The organism is Bosea sp. 685 (assembly GCF_031884435.1).
Lineage (GTDB): Bacteria > Pseudomonadota > Alphaproteobacteria > Rhizobiales > Beijerinckiaceae > Allobosea.
In genome coordinates, this window is the sequence record NZ_CP134779.1 from 5,995,155 (window position 1) to 6,013,757 (window position 18,603).

General features: G+C 65.9%; 15 protein-coding genes and 1 pseudogene. 4 read left to right on the top strand and 12 right to left on the bottom strand.

Annotated elements, in window-relative coordinates; translation table 11 throughout:
* Positions 1 to 107: 107 nt before the first annotated feature.
* Entirely contained in the window at positions 108 to 2,393 is a 2,286-nt protein-coding gene (locus tag RMR04_RS29190; protein ID WP_311912004.1) for an NADP-dependent malic enzyme, read from the bottom strand.
* 135 nt (positions 2,394 to 2,528) lie between these two features.
* Positions 2,529 to 4,364 (bottom strand): methyl-accepting chemotaxis protein, encoded by a 1,836-nt coding sequence (locus RMR04_RS29195; RefSeq protein WP_311912005.1) that lies wholly within the window; start codon positions 4,362 to 4,364, stop codon positions 2,529 to 2,531.
* 293 nt (positions 4,365 to 4,657) lie between these two features.
* Here RMR04_RS29195 and mutS point away from each other — a divergent pair, with 293 nt between their 5' ends.
* Positions 4,658 to 7,306, top strand: coding sequence for a DNA mismatch repair protein MutS (gene mutS, locus RMR04_RS29200; protein ID WP_410492302.1), 2,649 nt, complete (start codon positions 4,658 to 4,660; stop codon positions 7,304 to 7,306).
* 3 nt (positions 7,307 to 7,309) lie between these two features.
* On the opposite strand, the gene RMR04_RS29205 is transcribed toward mutS, so the two are convergent.
* From RMR04_RS29205 to RMR04_RS29215, 3 genes and pseudogenes are all read right to left on the bottom strand, one after another.
* A complete protein-coding gene (locus tag RMR04_RS29205) occupies positions 7,310 to 8,167 on the bottom strand; it encodes a C40 family peptidase (protein ID WP_311912007.1) in 858 nt (285 codons plus the stop codon).
* Positions 8,168 to 8,315: 148 nt separating this feature from the next.
* Positions 8,316 to 8,669: a MarR family transcriptional regulator gene (locus RMR04_RS29210; protein ID WP_092173215.1), complete on the bottom strand. Its 354-nt coding sequence runs from the start codon at positions 8,667 to 8,669 to the stop codon at positions 8,316 to 8,318.
* Positions 8,670 to 8,767: 98 nt separating this feature from the next.
* A pseudogene (locus RMR04_RS29215) lies at positions 8,768 to 10,152 on the bottom strand (leucyl aminopeptidase family protein).
* A gap of 126 nt (positions 10,153 to 10,278) precedes the next feature.
* Between RMR04_RS29215 and RMR04_RS29220 the strand changes: the two are divergent.
* Positions 10,279 to 11,151, top strand: a complete 873-nt coding sequence (locus RMR04_RS29220) for a tetratricopeptide repeat protein (protein WP_311912008.1) — start codon at positions 10,279 to 10,281, stop codon at positions 11,149 to 11,151.
* A gap of 350 nt (positions 11,152 to 11,501) precedes the next feature.
* Here the strand turns inward: RMR04_RS29220 and RMR04_RS29225 are convergent, their stop codons facing one another.
* Positions 11,502 to 12,344, bottom strand: a complete 843-nt coding sequence (locus tag RMR04_RS29225; RefSeq protein WP_311912009.1) for an alpha/beta hydrolase — start codon at positions 12,342 to 12,344, stop codon at positions 11,502 to 11,504.
* 145 nt (positions 12,345 to 12,489) lie between these two features.
* Here RMR04_RS29225 and RMR04_RS29230 point away from each other — a divergent pair, with 145 nt between their 5' ends.
* Positions 12,490 to 12,903 (top strand): DUF2177 family protein, encoded by a 414-nt coding sequence (locus tag RMR04_RS29230; protein ID WP_311912010.1) that lies wholly within the window; start codon positions 12,490 to 12,492, stop codon positions 12,901 to 12,903.
* Between the two features lie 25 nt (positions 12,904 to 12,928).
* Here the strand turns inward: RMR04_RS29230 and RMR04_RS29235 are convergent, their stop codons facing one another.
* The 6 genes from RMR04_RS29235 to RMR04_RS29260 form a co-directional block, all read right to left on the bottom strand.
* Positions 12,929 to 13,951, bottom strand: coding sequence for an SAM-dependent methyltransferase (locus RMR04_RS29235; protein ID WP_311912011.1), 1,023 nt, complete (start codon positions 13,949 to 13,951; stop codon positions 12,929 to 12,931).
* Positions 13,948 to 14,751, bottom strand: coding sequence for a DUF1295 domain-containing protein (locus RMR04_RS29240; RefSeq protein ID WP_311912012.1), 804 nt, complete (start codon positions 14,749 to 14,751; stop codon positions 13,948 to 13,950). The genes RMR04_RS29235 and RMR04_RS29240 overlap by 4 nt, the downstream gene beginning before the upstream one ends.
* Complete coding sequence (locus RMR04_RS29245) at positions 14,748 to 15,374, bottom strand: ChrR family anti-sigma-E factor (RefSeq protein WP_311912013.1); 627 nt, start codon at positions 15,372 to 15,374, stop codon at positions 14,748 to 14,750. The genes RMR04_RS29240 and RMR04_RS29245 overlap by 4 nt, the downstream gene beginning before the upstream one ends.
* Entirely contained in the window at positions 15,371 to 15,913 is a 543-nt protein-coding gene (locus tag RMR04_RS29250; protein ID WP_311912014.1) for a sigma-70 family RNA polymerase sigma factor, read from the bottom strand. Before RMR04_RS29250 ends, RMR04_RS29245 begins: the two co-directional genes overlap by 4 nt.
* Positions 15,914 to 16,057: 144 nt before the next feature.
* Positions 16,058 to 16,426, bottom strand: a complete 369-nt coding sequence (locus RMR04_RS29255; protein WP_311912015.1) for a DUF2147 domain-containing protein — start codon at positions 16,424 to 16,426, stop codon at positions 16,058 to 16,060.
* 37 nt (positions 16,427 to 16,463) lie between these two features.
* The gene (locus RMR04_RS29260) at positions 16,464 to 17,057 is read right to left on the bottom strand and encodes a hypothetical protein (protein WP_311912016.1); all 594 of its coding nucleotides are present in this window, start codon (positions 17,055 to 17,057) and stop codon (positions 16,464 to 16,466) included.
* A gap of 151 nt (positions 17,058 to 17,208) precedes the next feature.
* Here RMR04_RS29260 and RMR04_RS29265 point away from each other — a divergent pair, with 151 nt between their 5' ends.
* Positions 17,209 to 18,546 (top strand): NAD(P)/FAD-dependent oxidoreductase, encoded by a 1,338-nt coding sequence (locus RMR04_RS29265; protein WP_311912017.1) that lies wholly within the window; start codon positions 17,209 to 17,211, stop codon positions 18,544 to 18,546.
* The last annotated feature ends 57 nt before the right edge of the window (positions 18,547 to 18,603 follow it).

An 18,603-nucleotide genomic window follows, 5' to 3' on the forward strand; every position in this document is an offset into this window, starting at 1 on the left:
AAGGCTGTCATTGCGAGAAGCGCTAGCGACGAAGCAATCCAGGGGGCGTAGTGCGCTACGACGCTGGATTGCTTCGCTCCGCTCGCAATAACGGAAGCGCTGCTGGCTCAGCCGCCGATATTGAAGGCGGCGAGCGCCGCCATATTGACGATGTCGCTATCCTTGGCGCCCAGCGGCACGATCTGCACGGGCTTGTCGAGGCCGACGATCAGCGGGCCGATCACGGTCGAGCCGCCGAGTTCCTGCAGCATCTTGGTCGAGATCGAGGCCGAGTGGAACGCCGGCATGACCAGCACATTGGCCGGACCGCTCAGGCGGCAGAACGGATATTGGCTCATCAGATCGCGATTCAGCGCGACATCGGCGGCCATCTCGCCGTCATACTCGAAATCGACGCGCTGGCCGTCGAGCAGTTTCACCGCTTCGCGAACCTTCTCCGAGCGTTCGCCGGCCGGATGGCCGAAGGTCGAGAAGGCGAGCATGGCGACCTTGGGCTCGTAGCCCAGACGACGGGCGACGCCGGCGGCCTCGATCGCGATCTCGGCAAGGCCCTCGGCCGTCGGCATCTCGGTGATCGCGGTGTCGGCGACAAGCACGGTGCGCTCGCGCGAGAGCACGATCGAGACGCCGATCAGCCTGTGGCCGGGCCGATCGTCGATGACGCGGCGGACCTCTTCCAGCGCGATCGAGTAGTTGCGGGTGACGCCTGTGACCAGCGCATCGGCATCGCCAAGCGCCACCATCGCGGCGGCGAAGTGGTTGCGGTCCTGATTGATCAGGCGCAGGCAGTCGCGGAAGAGATAGCCCTGCCGCTGCAGCCGCTCGTAAAGATACTGCGCATAGGCGCTGTTGCGGCGCGAGAGGCGGGCATTCTGGACCGAGATGCCCTTGGCCTCGAGGTCGATGCCGAGGAAGGTCGCGGTCTCGTAGACGCGCTCCTCGCGCCCGACCAGGATGGCGTGGCCGAGCCCTTGGTTGACGAAGGACACCGCCGCGCGGATGACCTGCTCCTCCTCGCCCTCGGCGAAGACGACGCGCTTGGGATAGCGCCGGACACGCTCGAAAATGCGGTTCAGCGTACCGGCAACGGGATCGCGCCGCGCCGAGAGCTGCGCCTTATAGGCGGGAATATCGACGATCGGCTTACCGGCGACGCCGGTCTCCATCGCAGCCTTGGCGACGGCGACGGGCACGACATGGATTAACCGCGGGTCGAACGGCACCGGGATGATGTATTCCTTGCCGTAGCGCGGCCGCGAGCCCTGATAAGCGGCGGCGACCTCGTCGGGCACATCCTCGCGGGCGAGCGAGGCCAGCGCCTCGGCCGCAGCGATCTTCATCTCCATGTTGATCGTGGTGGCGCGGACATCGAGCGCCCCGCGGAAGATGAAGGGGAAGCCGAGGACGTTGTTGACCTGGTTGGGATAGTCCGAGCGGCCCGTCGCCATGATCGCGTCGTCGCGGATGGCGTGGACCTCCTCGGGCGTGATCTCCGGGTCAGGATTTGCCATGGCGAAGATGATCGGATTGGGCGCCATCGAGGCGACCATCTCCGGCGTCACGGCGCCCTTCTGGCTGAGGCCGAAGAAGGCATCCGCGCCCTCCATCGCCTGGGCCAGGGTGCGCCGGTCGGTCATCGCCGCATGGGCTGATTTCCACTGGTTCATGCCCTCGGTGCGGCCCTGGTAGATCACGCCCTTGGTGTCGCAGAGGATGACGTTGTCGGGCTTGAAGCCCATCGCCTTGAGCAGTTCCGTACAGGCGATCGAGGCTGCGCCGGCGCCGTTGATGACGAGGCGGGTCGATTTGACGTCGCGGCCCGTCAGGTCGAGCGCATTGATCAGGCCCGCGGCAGCGATGATCGCGGTGCCGTGCTGGTCGTCATGGAAGACCGGGATGTCCATCAATTCGCGCAGGCGCTGCTCGATGATGAAGCATTCCGGGGCCTTGATATCCTCCAGATTAATGCCACCGAAGGAGGGGCCGAGATAGCGCACCGCGTTGATGAAGGTGTCGGCGTCCTCGGTGTCGACCTCCAGATCGATCGAATCGACGTCGGCGAAGCGCTTGAACAGGACCGCCTTGCCTTCCATCACCGGCTTCGAGGCGAGCGCGCCGAGATTGCCGAGGCCGAGGATCGCGGTGCCGTTCGAGATCACGGCGACGAGATTGGCCCGCGCAGTGTAGTCATAGGCCTTGGAGGGGTCTTCCGCGATCGCCAGCACCGGCACAGCGACGCCGGGCGAGTAGGCCAGCGAGAGATCGCGCTGCGTCGCCATCGGCACGGTCGGGACGATCTCGAGCTTGCCCGGCCGCCCTTCCGAATGGAACAGCAGCGCCTCCTGGTCGGTGAAGGTCGGGCGGGCGCGTTTGATCGGCGGCTGGTCGTTCATGAACGTGTTCTTTTTTGTGAGCGTTTCCTGAAGGAGGCGGACCATAGGCAAGCCCCCGCTTGCCCACAAGATACGCGCAACGATCAACGCTCATGCCTGCAAGGCGAAAATCGCGCGGCGGGGCGCTCAGTGCCGTCAGAGCCGGCCGCGCACGCCCTGCACGAAATCGCCGACATAGCGATCGAGCGCCACGGTCTGCTCATCGACCTTGCGGGCCGCCGCGACCACACGCACCGCAGCGTCACCGGTGATGCGCGCCTCGTCGCCGACCGTGCCGACGCTGGCGGTGACGACGCTGGTGCTGCCGGCGACGGCCTGCGCATCGGCGGCGATGTTCGAGGCGATGTCGGCCTGCCGGCTGACGACATCCGCGAGGATGCTGGAGGTCTGCTCGATCGAGGTCATCGTGCCCTCGATATGCGCGACGGCATCGGACGCCGTGGCGGCCGCGCCGCGAATCTCCTGCAGCGTCTCGGCGATGTCGCGCGTCGCCTTCTGCGTCTGCTCGGCCAGGTTCTTGACCTCGCCGGCAACGACCGCAAAGCCGCGCCCGGCCGCGCCTGCGCGTGCCGCCTCGATGGTCGCGTTCAGAGCGAGCAGATTGGTGCGGGCGGCGATGTCCTCGATGAAATCGAGCACCGCGCTGACCTTGTCGGCCGCCTCGGCGAGGCCGGCGACGTCGCGGCGCGTCGAGCGCACATAGCTCGCCGCATCGCGCGCGGTCTGGTCGGCATGGGCGGTCTGGCGCGTCAGCTCGCGGATCGAGGCCTCGATCTCCTCGGCAGCGACGGCAACGCTGCCGACGCGCTGCGAGGCGCCCTCGGCCTGCTGCGTGACGTCGGCTGCGCGCTGCGCCGTCTTGTTGGCGCTGCTCGCCATTTCGCTGGCGGCTTCATGCATGCTGCGCACCGACTGCCCCATGCCCTGCAGGGCCTTGCCAACGGTGACCTCCAGCTGGACGGCGAGATCCTCGAGCGCCGCCTTGCGGCTGTTTTCGATGTCCTGACGGCGGCGCTCCAGCGTGCGCTCTGCGGTGACGTCGGTCAGGATTCCGTCCCAGCAGATCGAACCATCCGCCAGACGGCGCGCAGCCGCATCGGTACGCAGCCAGACGATCGAGCCGTCATCCTTCAGGTGGCGAGCCTCGAAGCGCCAAGGTGCGAGAGCGTGTTCAGCGACGCTCCTGGCATTCTCCCTGGCCAGCACCTCGCGGTCCTCGGGCGCCATCCAGCGCAGCCAGCTCGTCGGCTCACGCTCGACCTGCTCGCGCGTGACGTCGAGCAGCTTCTCGATGCCGGTGCTGGCGAATTTGTAGCTGACCACGCCGTCGGGCTTGATGACCTTCTGGTAGAGCACGCCCGGCGTGTTCGCGGTGAAGGCCTCGAGCTGGCGCAGGGTCTCGACGCGCTGCTGGTCACTGGTCATGACATAGCCGATGAGGCAGGCGGCGAGCATGTTGATCGCCGTCGGACCCAGGCCGGAGAAGACTGGGATCAGTTCCCAGGCTTCCGGAAATGGCACGAAGAGCGAGATAATCAGCACCGGCATCCAGGCTGCGACGAGGCCGATGAAGATCAGTTCCCGCATCGCCGCAACCCGGCCCGTACGCCGCAGTCGCCATGCCAAAAAACCGCCGATGGCGCCGCAGAGCAGGATGCCGACAACGCCCGGCACCGCGCCCTCGCCCCCCAGATAGAGGCGCACGGCGCCGATCACGACAGTCGAGATCAAAGCCGAGACCGGTCCGCCCAGCGGGCCGGACAGGCCGGCTACGACATTTCGGAAGTCGAGTAGAACGCCGGGCTTGATCACGACCGGGTCGAGCATGCTGGCGCAGCCGGCGGCGGCGAAGACGATCCCGACGATGATTTGGCGAAGCAGATGACGTTCGCCGAGCCGCTGCGTCGCCAGCGGCACGAAGACCGCCGCGATCAGGAGGTAGCTGAGGCCTCTGAACAGTTCGAACAGCATGGCGGTACGCACAACCAGAACGGGCGGAGGGAAGCTTCCGTCTCGTTACTTACGCCGGGCGCCATTGATAAATTATAAACCCTAGAGCGCCCCGGTCGTGATCGCCGAAAGCTCCACATCAAAATCCCCTTTGCCGGGGATGGCGCGCATCCGTGAGGTTCCCAAGCCGGGGCCGAATCGCTAGCGTTCGCCGCGTCATGCGTCATGCTACCGAGCCCCTTTCCGAGCGAAACGACCCCAGCCCCGTCCCTCCGGCGGCGGCGAAGGACGAGGCCGCGCGCGTCACGCCGATGATGGCGCAATATGTCGAGATCAAAGCGGCCAATCCCGACTGCTTGCTGTTCTACCGGATGGGCGATTTCTACGAATTGTTCTTCAGCGACGCCGAGATCGCCTCGCGCACGCTCGGCATCGTGCTGACCAAGCGCGGCAAGCATCAAGGCCACGACATCGCGATGTGCGGCGTCCCGGTCGAGCGCGCCGACGACTATCTCCAGAGGCTGATCGCGGCCGGCCATCGCGTCGCCGTCTGCGAGCAGGTCGAGGATCCCGCCGAGGCCAGGAAGCGCGGCCCCAAATCGGTGGTGCGGCGCGACGTGGTGCGGCTCGTCACGCCGGGCACCATCACCGAGGAGCGCCTGCTCGAGCCCGGCCGCGCGAGCCTGCTGGTCGCGGTCGCGCGCCGCAAGCTCAGCGACGACGGCGCGCTCTATGGGCTGGCGGCCATCGACATCTCGACCGGGCGCTTCAGCGTGATGGAGACGCCGCAGGAGCGCCTCGCAATCGAATTCGCGCGCCTCGAACCGCGCGAGATCGTCTGCCCCGACGCGATCTATGACGACCCCGCGATGAAGGCGTTCTGGCGCGAGGTCAATGTGCCGGTGACGCCGCTGGCGCGCGAGGGGCTGGACGCGGCCTCGGCCGAGCGCAGGCTCAAGGAGTTCTTCGGCGTTGCCACGCTGGACGCCTTCGGCGCCTTCACCCGCGCCGAGATCGCGGCGGCGGGCGCCGCGCTCGCCTATGTCGAGCGCACGCAGTTCGGCGCGCGGCCGCCCTTGTCGCCGCCGGTGCGCGATGCCGGCGCCGGCACCATGCTGATTGACGCCGCGACGCGGGCCAATCTCGAATTGACGCGGACCCTGTCGGGCGAGCGGACGGGAAGCCTGCTCGCCACCATCGACCGGACGGCGACACCGGGCGGCGCGCGCCTGCTTGCCGAGCGATTAGCTGGACCGCTGACGGATACGGCCGCCATCGCCAATCGGCACGACGCCATCGCGGCGCTCGTCGCCGACAGCGCCCTGCGCGAGGATCTTCAGCGCGCCCTCGCCCGCGTTCCCGATGTGGCGCGCGCACTCGCCCGCCTCTCGCTCGACCGCGGCGGTCCGCGCGACCTCGCAGCGCTTGGGGCAGGGCTCACCGCCGCGCGCGAGATCGCAGCCCTGCTCGCCCGCCAGGCGACGCTGCCGCAGGATCTCGCCAGCGCCGCCAGCGCGCTTGCGGCGACCGATCCGGCTCTCCCGACCCGGTTGACCGACACGCTGGCCGAGGAACTCCCGCTCAACCGCCGCGACGGCCGCTTCGTCCGCGAGGGCTTCGACGCCGCCCTCGACGAATTGCGGCTGCTGCAGGTCGATTCCCGCAAGGTCATCGCGCAACTGCAAGCGCGCTACAGCGCCGAGACTGGCTGCCGGACGCTGCGGATCAAGCATAATTCCATGCTCGGCTACTTCGTCGAGGTGCCCCAGGCCGTCGGCGAGGATTTCCTGAAGGAGCCCTGGCGGGCGACCTTCGTGCACCGGCAGACGATGTCGGATGCGATGCGCTTCTCCTCGATCGAGCTTGGCGAGCTCGAGGCCAAGATCGCCTCGGCCGCCGATCGCGCCTTGAAGCTCGAGCTCGGCGTCTTCGCGGCCCTGTGCGAGGCGGTGCTGGCTCAGGCCGAGCCGATCAAGGCCGCGGCCGCCGCGCTCGCCGAGATCGACGTCTTCGCCGGGCTCGCGGAACTCGCCAGCCGCGAAGGCTGGAGCCGTCCGGTCATCGACGACAGCGCCGCCTTCATCATCACAGGCGGACGCCATCCGGTCGTGGAAGCCGCGCTCAAGCGCGACGGCAAGCCCTTCGTCGCCAATGACAGCGAACTCTCGCCGCCCGGCGAAAGCAGCAATGGTGGGCGCATCTGCCTGATCACCGGCCCGAACATGGCGGGTAAATCGACTTTTCTGCGCCAGAATGCGCTGATCGCGGTGCTGGCGCAGATGGGTTCCTTCGTGCCCGCGGCCAGCGCCCATCTCGGCATCGTCGACCGGCTGTTCTCGCGCGTGGGTGCGGCCGACGATCTTGCCCGCGGACGCTCGACCTTCATGGTCGAGATGGTCGAAACCGCCGCGATCCTGAACCAGGCCGGGCCGCGCGCGCTCGTCATCCTCGACGAGATCGGGCGCGGCACCGCGACCTTCGACGGACTCTCGATCGCCTGGGCAGCGATCGAGCACCTGCACGAGGTCAATCGCTGCCGCTCGCTGTTTGCGACGCATTATCACGAGCTCACCGCGCTCGGAGACCGGCTGGAGCGCGTCACCAACGCGACCGTTCGCGTCACCGAATGGAACGGGGAGGTGATCTTCCTGCACGAGGTGGTGGCAGGCGCGGCCGACCGCTCCTACGGCATCCAGGTCGCCAAGCTCGCAGGCCTGCCGCTCGCCGTGGTCGAACGGGCCCGCGCGATCCTCAGTGAACTGGAGAAGACCGAGCGCGAGAAGCCGGTCGCCTCGCTGGTCGACGACCTACCCCTCTTCGCCGCGCCGGTCAGGCGGACTGCGCCTGTCCTAGCCATTGCCGCGGTCGATGCGTTGCGCGAGGCGCTGAACGAGCTCGACCTCGATGAAATGACGCCGCGCCAGGCGATGGAGGCACTGTACCGGCTGAAGGGACTGGGGTGAGCCTCAGCCGAGACGCCTGATGCTCGTGATCGCGCCGAAGCTCTTGGCTTGGATGCGGTCGCGGGCCGTGCGCAGCGGCTCGCTATAGACCGTCATCGTATAGGCGGTGGCGTGCAGCAGCGTCTCCGGATCGGCCAGGATACCGACATGGCCCTTCCAGAAGACAAGATCGCCGCGTTGTAGGTTCTGAAGGCTGTCGTCGAAGGCGAGGGGTTGGCCGAGCGACGCCTCCAGCATGTCGGAATCGCGCGGCGAAGCGACGCCCGCTGCCGCCAGCGAGAGCTGCGTCAGCCCCGAGCAATCGAGCCCGAGGCTGGTCTTGCCGCCCCAGAGATAAGGCACGTGCAGGAAGCGCTCGGCGACTGCGACAAAATCGGGTTCGTAGGCGTCAGTGGCGGACAGATGGGCGGCGAAGACATGCCCGCCATCGGCAAGCACGAGGAAGTCGCCAGCCTCTCCCGTGACTGTGACGCTTGCGCCCAGCGACAAGGCCTCCAGCGGTGGCAATTTCATCGATGCGCCGGGATAGATGAAGGTCCGAAGCGCCGAGACGCGGTGCGTCGGCGCAGGAGCGTCCAACCGCAACGCATCGTCGGGCACGTAGCCGACATAGCTGTCGGAGGCGAGCTGGACCCAGGCCCAGCCTTCATGGCTCTCATAGACATCGACCAACTCGCCGGCCAGCGCTTCCGTATCGAGAGGTGCGTCGGGGCGCGGCTCGCGGCGCACAGGCACTGAGGCTGCGACGACGCGCATCGACTCGGGATCGACGAAAGCGCGCGCCTCGACCTGGCCCCGCAAGCGGCTGGCGGCGAGATCAGGGCGAGCGGGCGTAAGGCGGCGGTCGAGAATCAAGCTCATGGCAGCAATCTAGAGCATTTCCGCGTTTCTCCGAATCGCGGACATGCTCTACCTCCTTGTTTTATCGCATTTTCTTCACGCGAACCGGTGTCCACTTCGCTCGAAAACGCTCCAGTCGCGACCGGTTAACGCGCGAAGACCGCGGGTTTCAGCCACCGCCGAGCTCCCTTGCCCGCTCCGTCACCAGATCAGCCAGTTTCTCGACCGCGAGCGCGCCTGCCACGGTGCGCTGGATGATGACATTGCGGCGGTCGAACTCATCCCGCCGCCGGCTGACGAGACCGAGCTTGCCCATGGTGTCGAGCGCACGCGTGATCACCGGCTTGGTGACGCCGAGCTGCGCGGCGAGCCCGCGCACGGTATGGGGCGGCAATTCGAGATAGATCGTCAGCAGGATCGCGGTCTGGCGGGCCGAAAGATCAGCCTGCCCGTCGCGCACCAGATCGAGATGCACTTGCCGCCACAGTCTGAGCGCCTGCGAGGGCCTGATCTCCAAGGGCATGAATGCGCGGATCCCGATCGTTACGGACCCGTATCATTATGCGCCTTCGGCCCGGGCGCAATCGCTGTCGCGCAAGAAGCTTAACCGACAGAAGAGGCTTAACCGACAGGGTGAAGCTGCTTCAGCAGCGCATAGGTCAGGCGGGCGGCCTGGCACTCGCCCCCTCCGGCCGGCCGGGCTTGGCCGAGGGCGTCCAGCCATAGATGTCGAAATGGGCGTAGGATGCACTCTTCTCGACGAAGCGGTTCAGGAACAGGGCGGCCGTGACCGAGCCCGCGAAGCTGCCGCCCGAGACATGGTTGACGTCGGCGATCTTGGAATCGAGCAGCCCGTCATAGGGCGGCCAGAGCGGCAGCCGCCAGACCGGGTCATTCACCGCAGTGCCAAGGCGGGCGATCTCGGCGGCCAACCCCTCGTCATGCGTATAGAAGGGCGGCAGTTCCGGCCCGAGCGCGACGCGGGCCGCGCCCGTCAGCGTGGCGTAGTCGATCAGCAGATCTGGCGCCTCCTCGTCGGCGAGCGCCAGCGCATCGGCCAGGATGAGCCGGCCTTCCGCGTCGGTATTGCCGATCTCGACCGTGATGCCCTTGCGGCTTTGCAGCACGTCGCCCGGCCGGAAGGCCGAGCCTGAGACCGCATTCTCCACCGCCGGCACGAGCAGGCGCAGGCGGACCGGAAGCTTCGCCAGCATGATCATGCGCGCAGCGGCGATCGCCGCGGCAGCCCCGCCCATATCCTTCTTCATCAGCAGCATGCCCGCCGACGGCTTGAGATCGAGGCCGCCAGTGTCGAAGGCGACCCCCTTGCCCACAAGCGTGACCTTGGGATGGCTGGGATCGCCCCAGACCAGATCGATCAGACGCGGCGCGCGCGGCGAGGCGCGGCCGACCGCATGGATCATCGGAAAATTCCTGGCCAGCAGATCGTCGCCGATGATGCTGGTGACGGTGGCGCCGCATTCCTCGCCGAGCGCGCGAATCGCCGCCTCGATCTCGGCAGGGCCCATGTCATTGGCCGGCGTATTGACGAGATCACGCGCGAGCATGGCTGACGTCGCCACCGCGCTCAACTCCTCGCCATCGACTCCCTCGGGCAGTACGAGGCGGGCCGTGGCGGAAGCGGGATTGCGGTAGCGGTCGAAGCGGTATCCCTGCAGCAGCCAAGCCAGCGCAGCCAAGCCGGCATCGCCGATCTCGCCCGACAGCACATAATCGCCAGTTGGCAAGATCGCCGCGAGCCGGCCGGATGCGAAAGGATCGCGGCGACGCGCTTCGGGCGGCTCGACGCCGAGCAGGACGGCCGCAACCGCTCCCGAAGCATCCGGCAAGGCAAGATGCTGGCCCGGCCGGGCGGCGAAGCCCTGAGCCTGCGCAAAGCGCCGGCCTTCCGGCGCCAGGGCTTCGAGCAGCGTGGGTAACCCGGCTTTCGAGACGACATGAACCGGAATGGCCGAAGGCGAGGCGGAAACGAGAAGGCTGTGCACGGAGATGGACACCTGATCGGAAGCGCGGTCGGGAACCGGTCGCGAGGCCATGGTTAAGAATGCATTAGGGTTAACGCTTTATCACCGGCAGGACCAGATTTTCCATCGTTGCGAGGCGATCCCGCCATGTCCGCCAGCCTTCCAGCGCCCCTGATGGCCTCTCGCAAGCTTGTCCGCGCCAGCCTTCTGGCTGCCGTCTGCCTCGCCGCGCTTGCCACTGCCGGCTGCCAGAGCCGCGGTGGCCTCGGCGATATCACGGGTTCGATCGGCCGCAGCGACGCCCAGCCGCGCAGCCCGGCCGATTGGCAGGCAGAGAGCCAGCGCTGGGGCAAGCGCTACGATGCCAACCCCAAAGAGCGCGACGCCGCCTTCTACTATGCCCGCGCTTTGCGTGCGCTCGACCAGAATGCCCAGGCGCTGGCGGTGTTGCAGAGCGCGGTCCTGGTCCATACCAATGATCTCGAAATGCTGGGGGCCTATGGCCGTTCTCTCGCCGATAATGGCCGGTTGAAAGAGGCGGACGAAGTGCTCTCGCGCGCGCATTCGCCGGAACGGCCGGATTGGCGCATCCTCTCGGCCCAGGGCACGGTGGCCGACCAGCTCGGTGAGCCCGAACGCGCGCAGCAGCTCTACCAGGCGGCGCTCAAGCTCGCGCCCGGCGAGCCGACCGTGATGTCCAATCTCGGCCTCTCCTTGGCGCTCTCCAAGCATTTGCCCGAGGCCGAACGGGTCTTGCGCGAGGCGGCCACCTCCAACCGCAGCGACGCGCGCGTGCGGCAAAACCTCGTTCTCGTGCTCGGCCTGCAGGGCCGCTTCGGCGAAGCCGAGACCCTGGCCCGGCAGGACCAGAGCCCCACGGAAGCCGCGGCCACGATCGCTTATCTCAAGCGCAGCGTCAGTCAGACGAATAGCTGGGACATCCTGAAGGCCGGCGGCAGCAAGGGCAAGACAACCGCCCGCAAACCGGAAGCACCGATGGGCGAAGCGCCCAAGGTCTGACGCCAAGCTCCGGGAAAGACGCCCTAGGCTGGAGCAATCATGCTTCCGATCGCGTTCGTAAGACCTGTTGGATCTCACCCAGGATGAGACTGACAGGCGCCTCTGACGCAAAAATCTCGCCGAATCTCACTCAGCGTAAGACTGGCCGGTTTTGCTGCCATGCGCTTGACGCATAGCTTTCTTGGAACCAAGGAAAAGCGACCGAAGCCGCTGTCGAGATCGCTTACGGTGTCGAGATGTGGCAGCTCGCCGGAATTCAGAAGGTTACTTCCGAGCGACCGTCATTGGCGACCTAATCGAACGGCCCCTGATCCGCGCTGGCCTGATGTTTTTGCGCGATCAAGGCTTTGTCAGGATCTCGACGTCAAAAACGCGACGACATCATCCAGAATCGGCGCGCTCCATTGCAGAAGCCCCGAGAGCGCGGCAACCGTCCCGACGTGGCCGAGACCGGGATAGATCCTAAGCGAGACCGACTTCGCGCCGACTTTCTTCAGTGCAGCGGCGAGCCGTTCGCTGTTGCGCGGCAGGACCGTCGTATCGTCGGACCCGGTCGCCAGAAGGATCGGCGGGGCGTCGCTGCGGACAAAGTTGATCGGTTGCGTCTGCGCCGGATCGCGGGCATTTCCGAAGGCCGCCTTGGTGACGTCGATGTCGAAAGGCAGGAAATCATAGGGGCCCGAGAGCCCGACGGCGGAGCGGATATCGTTCGAACGCAGCCCCGCAGCGACGAGGTAACGCCTGTCCAGCGTCAGCATCATGGCGTTATAGGCGCCGGCCGAGTGTCCCATGACGTGAAGCATTCGCGGTGAGCCGCCGAAGCGGGCGATATTGTCGCGCACGAAGCGGAGAGCCAGTGCGCCATCCTCAATGAATGTCGGAAAGCGCACCTCGGGAACGAGACGATAGTTCGCGATCACCGTGACAAAACCGCGCGAGGCAAACGCTTCACCGACGAATGCATAGGTCTCCTTGGCGCCATTGGCCCAGGAGCCGCCATAGATGAAGAAGACGACCGGCCTGCCGGTGCCGCCACTTTGCGGGACGTAAATGTCCATTCGCTGCCGCGGGTGGCGGCCGTAGGCGACGTCGCTTGCGCCATTGGTCAGTACGCCGGGGCGTAACGCGGCGCAGCCGGGAAGGGCTCCCGCAGCGAGCAGTGGAACGATCGCGCGGCGGGAGATTTCAGTCATCATGGTCGCCATCAGCTCCAGGGCTTGGCTCTATACGTTTGGCCCGACGGGACGGATTTGTGCCTTGGGCGTTTCGAAGCAGCACCCGGATATGAACCGGGGCGGCTTGCCCTACGTATCTGCAGGCATAGCCCCGGAGGTCATCATGCGCTTCGTCGTCGGTTACATCGCGTTTCTCGTCGCCTTCGGCATCTGCGATGCCATCTGGCTCGGCACGATGACGGCCAAACTCTACAGGCCGGCACTGGGCGACCTGATCGTCGAGCAGGTGCGCTACTGGCCAGCAGCGCTGTTCTATTTCGGCTTTCCGCTCGGTGTGCTGCATTTCGCAATCATGCCCGCTCTGCGAGATGAAAACGCCGGTGCGGCGCTGGTGAATGGCGCCCTGATCGGCTTGTTCGCCTATGCGACCTATGACCTGACGAATTACGCCACGCTGCGACCCTGGACGCTGACGGTCACTGTCGCCGACATCGTCTACGGCACCGTCGTCGTCGGCTTCTGCAGCTGGATCGCCTATGAGATCGTGCGTCGCGCCAGCGGTTGGGGCTGGGTCTGATCGTTCGATCTCCTCGGCGGAGCCATCAAGCGGGCCGCAGCCGATAATGATTGACGCCCCAGGGTTCGCCGCCGGCATGACCGAACAACCCGCTCGTAGCCAGGAAAAAGAGGCGCCAGCGGCGCCGCCACAGCGGCGCGTCCTCGCCATAGGCCTCGCTCAGGATTGGATCGATGGTCGGCAGGTTGCGGTCGAAGTTCGACAGCCAATCTTCGGCAGTGCGCTGGTAGTGCTCGCCGCTCCAGCGCCATTCGGCCTCGACGGTGAAGAGATCCGGAAACTGATGCGCCAGAGCCGCGCTCGGCATGATGCCGCCTGTAAAGAAATGCTGTGCGATCCAGTCGCCGCCATCGCCGATATCGAAACGGTAACAGCCCCGCGCATGGGCGAAGACATGGATGAACAGCCTCCCGTCCGGCTTGAGCCAACCGTGGACGCGGCCGAGAAGCGCGCGCCAGTTCGCCATGTGCTCGAACATCTCGACCGAGACGACGCGGTCGAAACGCTCATCCGATCCGAAATCGTTCATGTCGGCGGTAACGATGCGGAGGTTGTCGAGCCCGTATTCGCGCGCCCGTTCCTCGATGAAGGCGCGTTGCGAGGCCGAATTGGAAACCGAGACGATCCGGGCCGCCGGATAGCGCCTGGCCATCCACAGCGATAGCGAACCCCAGCCGCAGCCGAGCTCGAGGATATCCTGGCCATCGGCGAGCTGCGCGTGCTCTGCCGTCAGCATCAGCGCAGTCTCTTCCGCCGTCGCGAGACTATCGCTGGCATTGGCGTAATAGCAGGAGGAATATTTGCGCTGCGGTCCAAGCACCTTGTCGAAGAAGGCGGCTGGCACCTCATAGTGCTGAGCGTTGGCGATGTCGGTATGGAGTGCGATCGGAAACTCCGCCATCTCGCGGGCGAAGGCGGCGGTGTCGGCGGATTGCGTGGCCAGCGAGCGCCCGGTGCGACCGACCAGAGAGGCGATCACCATGCGGCTGATGGCGTCGGGCACGGGCAGCCCTTCGCCCCAGTTCGAGAGCCTCTGCATGAAGGTCATGGCGTCGCTCCTTTCGGCGGCTTCGGGATCAGCGCGCTGGTTCGATTCTGATAGGCCCGATAGGCCGCGCCGTGCTTGGCGAGCATGTGCTCCTCCAGAGGGGGGATACCGGAGATGCGTGTGAGCAGCAGTGTCATGCAGGCCGGCGCCAACAGAGCAAGCCAGCCCCAGGGATAGGAAACTCCGAGTGCGACGATCGCGTAAGAGCCCCAGAGCACGCATTCGAAGAAGTAGTTCGGATGACGTGACCAGCGCCACAATCCGCGATCGCAGACGCCACCCGTTCCCGAGCGGGCGAAGGCACGCAGTTGCCGATCCGCGACGGCACCGCCTGCGAGGCCGATGGCGAAGACAGAAACACCGATGAAATCCTGCCAACCCAAGGGGGGCGCTGGGTTATGCGCAGCCAGAACGATGCCGAGCGCCAGCAGAATGCTGACCAGCGCCTGCATGTGAAGCAGCCGGACCATCTGTCGGGGTGCATCGCTGCCCCAGTCGCGCTTGAGCTTCGCGTAGCGCGGATCCTCGGTGATAGTGCTCGTACGCTGTGCGATGTGCAGGCCGAGCCTCAGCGCCCAGGCGAGCGCGAGCCCGGCCACCAGCAAACGTCGCGACATCGGCCCGGCGCCGAAGGGCAACAGCGCACCGGCGAAGCCGGTCGCGCCGAGACCAAAGGTCCAGATCACATCGATCCAGCCGGAATTGCCGGTGCGGCGTTCGATCAGCGTTGCCAGCGCCATGAAGGCGGACATCGCCACGCCCGTGAAAACGGCGGCCATGGCGAAGGAAGTGACGGTCACAGCCGCACCAGCGGCTGCAGCAGCCGTCCGAGCCAGCCCTGGAACAGCACATTCCCGGTCATGGCGACGATGCAGGTACAGCCCTCGACCGGGTCGACGCGCGGCGTGTGATCATGATCGGAATCGGCTTCGTCGAAATCCCCGGCCGCATAGCGCCCGTATTGATGCTCATAGGCTCCCGACAGGATCGTGGTCCATTCGAGGCCACTATGTTTGTGGTGCGGCAATGCGATGCCTGGCCCGGCGCGCAGCATGAACACGCGTGCTTCCGCACCGGGAACCTCGATGCGCCGCATGGCAATCCGGATGCCGATCGGCCGCCAGGGGCCGAATGCGTAGGGACGCAGAACCCCGGGCAACCCCGGCTCGCCCCTTGGCGAAGCCGTATCGAAGCCTGGCGTGCCAGGCTCGACCAGCCGCGAATAGGACGGCCCTGCATCCATCGAGACGGGCTCGATTGCATCGAGGAGCGCACCCTGCACAGCCTGCAGTTCCTGCACGCGCCGCCAGCTCTCGTAATCCATCTCGACATGAGCCGCGACGACCACCGCAAGGCCTTCGTCGAGTTGCCCCGCGGCGAAGGACGCCAGCATTTCGTCGGTCGGACGATGCGCGACGCTCATCGCAGATCCTCCAGCTTGCCGCGCAGATGCGACAGTGCCAATCGCAGCCGCGACTTCACGGTCCCGAGCGGGATGGCGAGGCGGTGAGCGACGTCCTGGTGGCTGAAGCCTTCGAGGAACGCCAGTTCGACGACGCGATATTGGTCGGGCGAGAGCTGCGTCATTGCAGCCCGCACCCGCACATCACGTTCCGCTCCGGAGAGGGTCTCGTCAGGACGTTCAGGTCTTTCTTCATCCAAAATCTCGTAAACTTGGGACAATCGCGACCGTGTCTCCCGGCGAGCGATGTCGATGCGCAGATTGCGCGCTATTGTCGCGATCCAGGTCGATGCGCTGGCTTTCGAAGGGTCAAACAATGCCGCCTTGCGCCAGACAGCCAGCAAGGCCTCTTGCGCGACCTCTTCAGCCAGCTCGGCTGGCGTGCCGCCACGCATGAGCAGGCCCTTCACGCGTGGCGCGAAATGGTCGAAAAGAGCAGCGAATGCGGCCCGGTCACCCGAGCGCGCAATCGCAGCAATCAATGTGTTGGGGTCGAACAAGACGAAGAACCGACCTCCTTGCGCTGCAGCTCCCGCCTTGCGCATGCCATCGACAGTCAGGGCGAGAGTGGCAACCATAGGCGAGATACGCTTTGCCCATGGCGCTGGATCACCCGTTGCAGGCCTCGGCAATGCTCGGTCGCATTACTGAGCGGCCTTCCAGGTCACATCCCGGCAGATCAGCCGACCGACGATGCAACCGCGCGTGGTCAAGCCACCGGCTGCCGTTTTGATCGTCATCGCATAGCTCCAGTCGCGCTTGGGATCGTAGGCCTCTCCCGAAAAGCTTCCGTCGGCCTGGCGCGACAGGCTCATGATCAGCTTATCGCCAACGGCCTCACCTGTGCTGGTATCGCCGATCCAGAGATTGGTCGCACAGATCTTGTCACCGCATGGCGCGATGCGCACGCGCGCGTTGCCATCGTCGCGCAGCCACGTGCCGTCGAGATCCGCGGCGGCCGCGCTCGCCACAGACAATGATGAAAAGGTAAGGGCGAGCAGAAGACGGTTCATGGCGATGTCCCTTTCCGCGAATGCCTCTCTTCTACGCTCAGCCACCGTGATCGGTTTCATCGGGGCGCGAAATCGTGCCGAGGCGTCCGGCGAAGAGCCAGCCGATCAACACGGTCAGGGATGCGGCGCTTAAGAAATTCAGGCGCTGCAGGGCCGCATATTCGCCCGGGTCGTAGAGGTGAAGCGGCGCGCCCAGAAGCGCAGCCGGCGGCAGATAGACGATGAAGGCCAGCGCCGCGAAGCCCAATGCAAAGGCGCGTTCGCAATGTCGAAACAGCAGCAGCGCCAGCATCAGGCACGGAAACAGGAAAACTTCGACCCCTGAGCTCGGACCGAAAGCAACGCGGCAGAGCAGGGTGTTGCCGATGCCGGCGACGAGCAGCAGCGCACGTCCGAAAAGCGGGCTGCGCCGCATCGCGGCCGGAACGGCGGCAAAGAAGGGCGTCGACAGGAAGGTGACGTAGGACGGCGAGATGACCGGCGAGACCGCCCAATAGATATAAAGCGGATAAAAAGGCTGGTTCGAGACGATAACCAGCGCGACGGTGTTGGCGATCGCAGCGCGCGGATCGGGATGCGCGGCATAGGCACTGACCGCCGCGATCACCTGCTTCAGACCTGTCCTCGACATAGCCGATCTCTCCCGGACGTCCGCACCTGTTGGCAGCTTACGCAGCAGGACCGGCCATGGGTCACAGGGCCGGCGTGTTTTTCAGTGCCTTGCGACAAATCCAGACCGGCACGTGCTGCGTATACCCGTCATGAAAAGCGGAGAGGCGGGGATGGAAAGGGCGCAGGTCCAGTCGAAGAGGATCGCGGTGATCGGCGCCGGCATCTCCGGCCTGTCCTGCGCGTGGCTGCTCGGACAAGCGCATGACGTCGTGCTGTTTGAGGAGGCGCCTCGCCTTGGCGGGCACGCCAACACGGTTCGCATCACCGGACAAGGCAGCGAGACTGCGGTCGATACCGGTTTCATCGTCTACAACGAGGCGACCTATCCCAATTTCATAGCTCTGATGGCGCATCTTCGCGTCGCGACACAGCCGACCGAGATGTCCTTCGCCGTCTCCCTCGATGGCGGCCGGCTCGAATACAGCGGCACCAGCATCACCGGCTTGTTCGCGCAGCGACGCAATCTGGTCAGTCCGCGCTTCTGGGCGATGTTGCAGGACGTCAGTCGCTTCTACCGAAACGCTTCGAGAGATGTGCTCACAGGCCATGCCGAGGACATTTCGCTCGGCGATTATCTTACCGCAGGCGGATATGGCGTCGCCTTCCGCGACGATCATCTCCTCCCGATGGCTGCGGCGATCTGGTCGGCACCGTGTTCCGAAATACTGTCCTACCCCGCTGCGGCATTCCTTCGCTTCCACCATAATCATGGGCTGCTGCAGCTCACCGACCGGCCGGCGTGGCGCACCGTGACCGGCGGCAGCGCCGTCTATGTCGAGAGGTTGCGCAGCGCCTTTTCGGGCCAGGTCAGGATCGGCTCGCCCGTGCGGCAGGTTCGACGTGCGCCCAATGAGGTCGTGGTCCTGGGTCATGGCTGGAGCGAGCGCTTCGACGAGGTGGTCTTCGCCACTCATGCCGACCAGACACTCGCGATGCTGGCCGATCCCGGCACGGAGGAAACGGAGACACTCGGCGCCTTCCGCTACAGCCGCAACCGCGCGGTGCTGCATAACGACACGAGCCTGATGCCTCGGCGCCGGCGAGCCTGGGCGAGTTGGAACCATATCGGCGATCGCAGCCGGCCCGAGGCTGCCTGCGCCGTCACCTACTGGATGAACCGGCTTCAAGGCTTGCCGGAAGAACGGCCCCTCTTCGTCACGCTCAACCCGCCGGACGGGCTGCGCGAGGCCACCATCCTCCATGAGGAATCCTACGAGCATCCGCTGTTCGATGCCGCAGCGCTCGACGCTCAGGCGCGGCTCTGGTCGCTCCAGGGCGCGCGGCGCAGCTGGTTCTGCGGCGCCTATTTCGGGTCGGGCTTCCACGAGGATGGACTGCAAGCCGGGCTAGCGGTCGCCGAGGCGCTCGGCGGCGGCCGTCGGCCCTGGCGTGTTCCCAACGAATCGGGACGCATCCCGCTGCCCGAGCAACGGGAGCAGGCGGCGTGAGCTGGAATTCTGCCCTCTATGTCGGATCGGTACGACACCATCGGTTTCGGCCGAAGC

What these genes read in the sequence shown, in the direction of transcription:
- RMR04_RS29195 (WP_311912005.1), bottom strand. Translation starts at nt 4,364, where the DNA reads ATGCTGTTCGAACTGTTCAGAGGCCTCAGCTACCTCCTGATCGCGGCG.
- RMR04_RS29205 (WP_311912007.1), bottom strand. Translation starts at nt 8,167, where the DNA reads ATGAGCTTGATTCTCGACCGCCGCCTTACGCCCGCTCGCCCTGATCTC.
- RMR04_RS29255 (WP_311912015.1), bottom strand. Translation starts at nt 16,426, where the DNA reads ATGAACCGTCTTCTGCTCGCCCTTACCTTTTCATCATTGTCTGTGGCG.
- RMR04_RS29190 (WP_311912004.1), bottom strand. Translation starts at nt 2,393, where the DNA reads ATGAACGACCAGCCGCCGATCAAACGCGCCCGCCCGACCTTCACCGAC.
- RMR04_RS29210 (WP_092173215.1), bottom strand. Translation starts at nt 8,669, where the DNA reads ATGCCCTTGGAGATCAGGCCCTCGCAGGCGCTCAGACTGTGGCGGCAA.
- RMR04_RS29220 (WP_311912008.1), top strand. Translation starts at nt 10,279, where the DNA reads ATGTCCGCCAGCCTTCCAGCGCCCCTGATGGCCTCTCGCAAGCTTGTC.
- RMR04_RS29235 (WP_311912011.1), bottom strand. Translation starts at nt 13,951, where the DNA reads ATGACCTTCATGCAGAGGCTCTCGAACTGGGGCGAAGGGCTGCCCGTG.
- RMR04_RS29265 (WP_311912017.1), top strand. Translation starts at nt 17,209, where the DNA reads ATGGAAAGGGCGCAGGTCCAGTCGAAGAGGATCGCGGTGATCGGCGCC.
- RMR04_RS29225 (WP_311912009.1), bottom strand. Translation starts at nt 12,344, where the DNA reads ATGACTGAAATCTCCCGCCGCGCGATCGTTCCACTGCTCGCTGCGGGA.
- RMR04_RS29245 (WP_311912013.1), bottom strand. Translation starts at nt 15,374, where the DNA reads ATGAGCGTCGCGCATCGTCCGACCGACGAAATGCTGGCGTCCTTCGCC.
- RMR04_RS29260 (WP_311912016.1), bottom strand. Translation starts at nt 17,057, where the DNA reads ATGTCGAGGACAGGTCTGAAGCAGGTGATCGCGGCGGTCAGTGCCTAT.
- RMR04_RS29230 (WP_311912010.1), top strand. Translation starts at nt 12,490, where the DNA reads ATGCGCTTCGTCGTCGGTTACATCGCGTTTCTCGTCGCCTTCGGCATC.
- mutS (WP_410492302.1), top strand. Translation starts at nt 4,658, where the DNA reads ATGGCGCAATATGTCGAGATCAAAGCGGCCAATCCCGACTGCTTGCTG.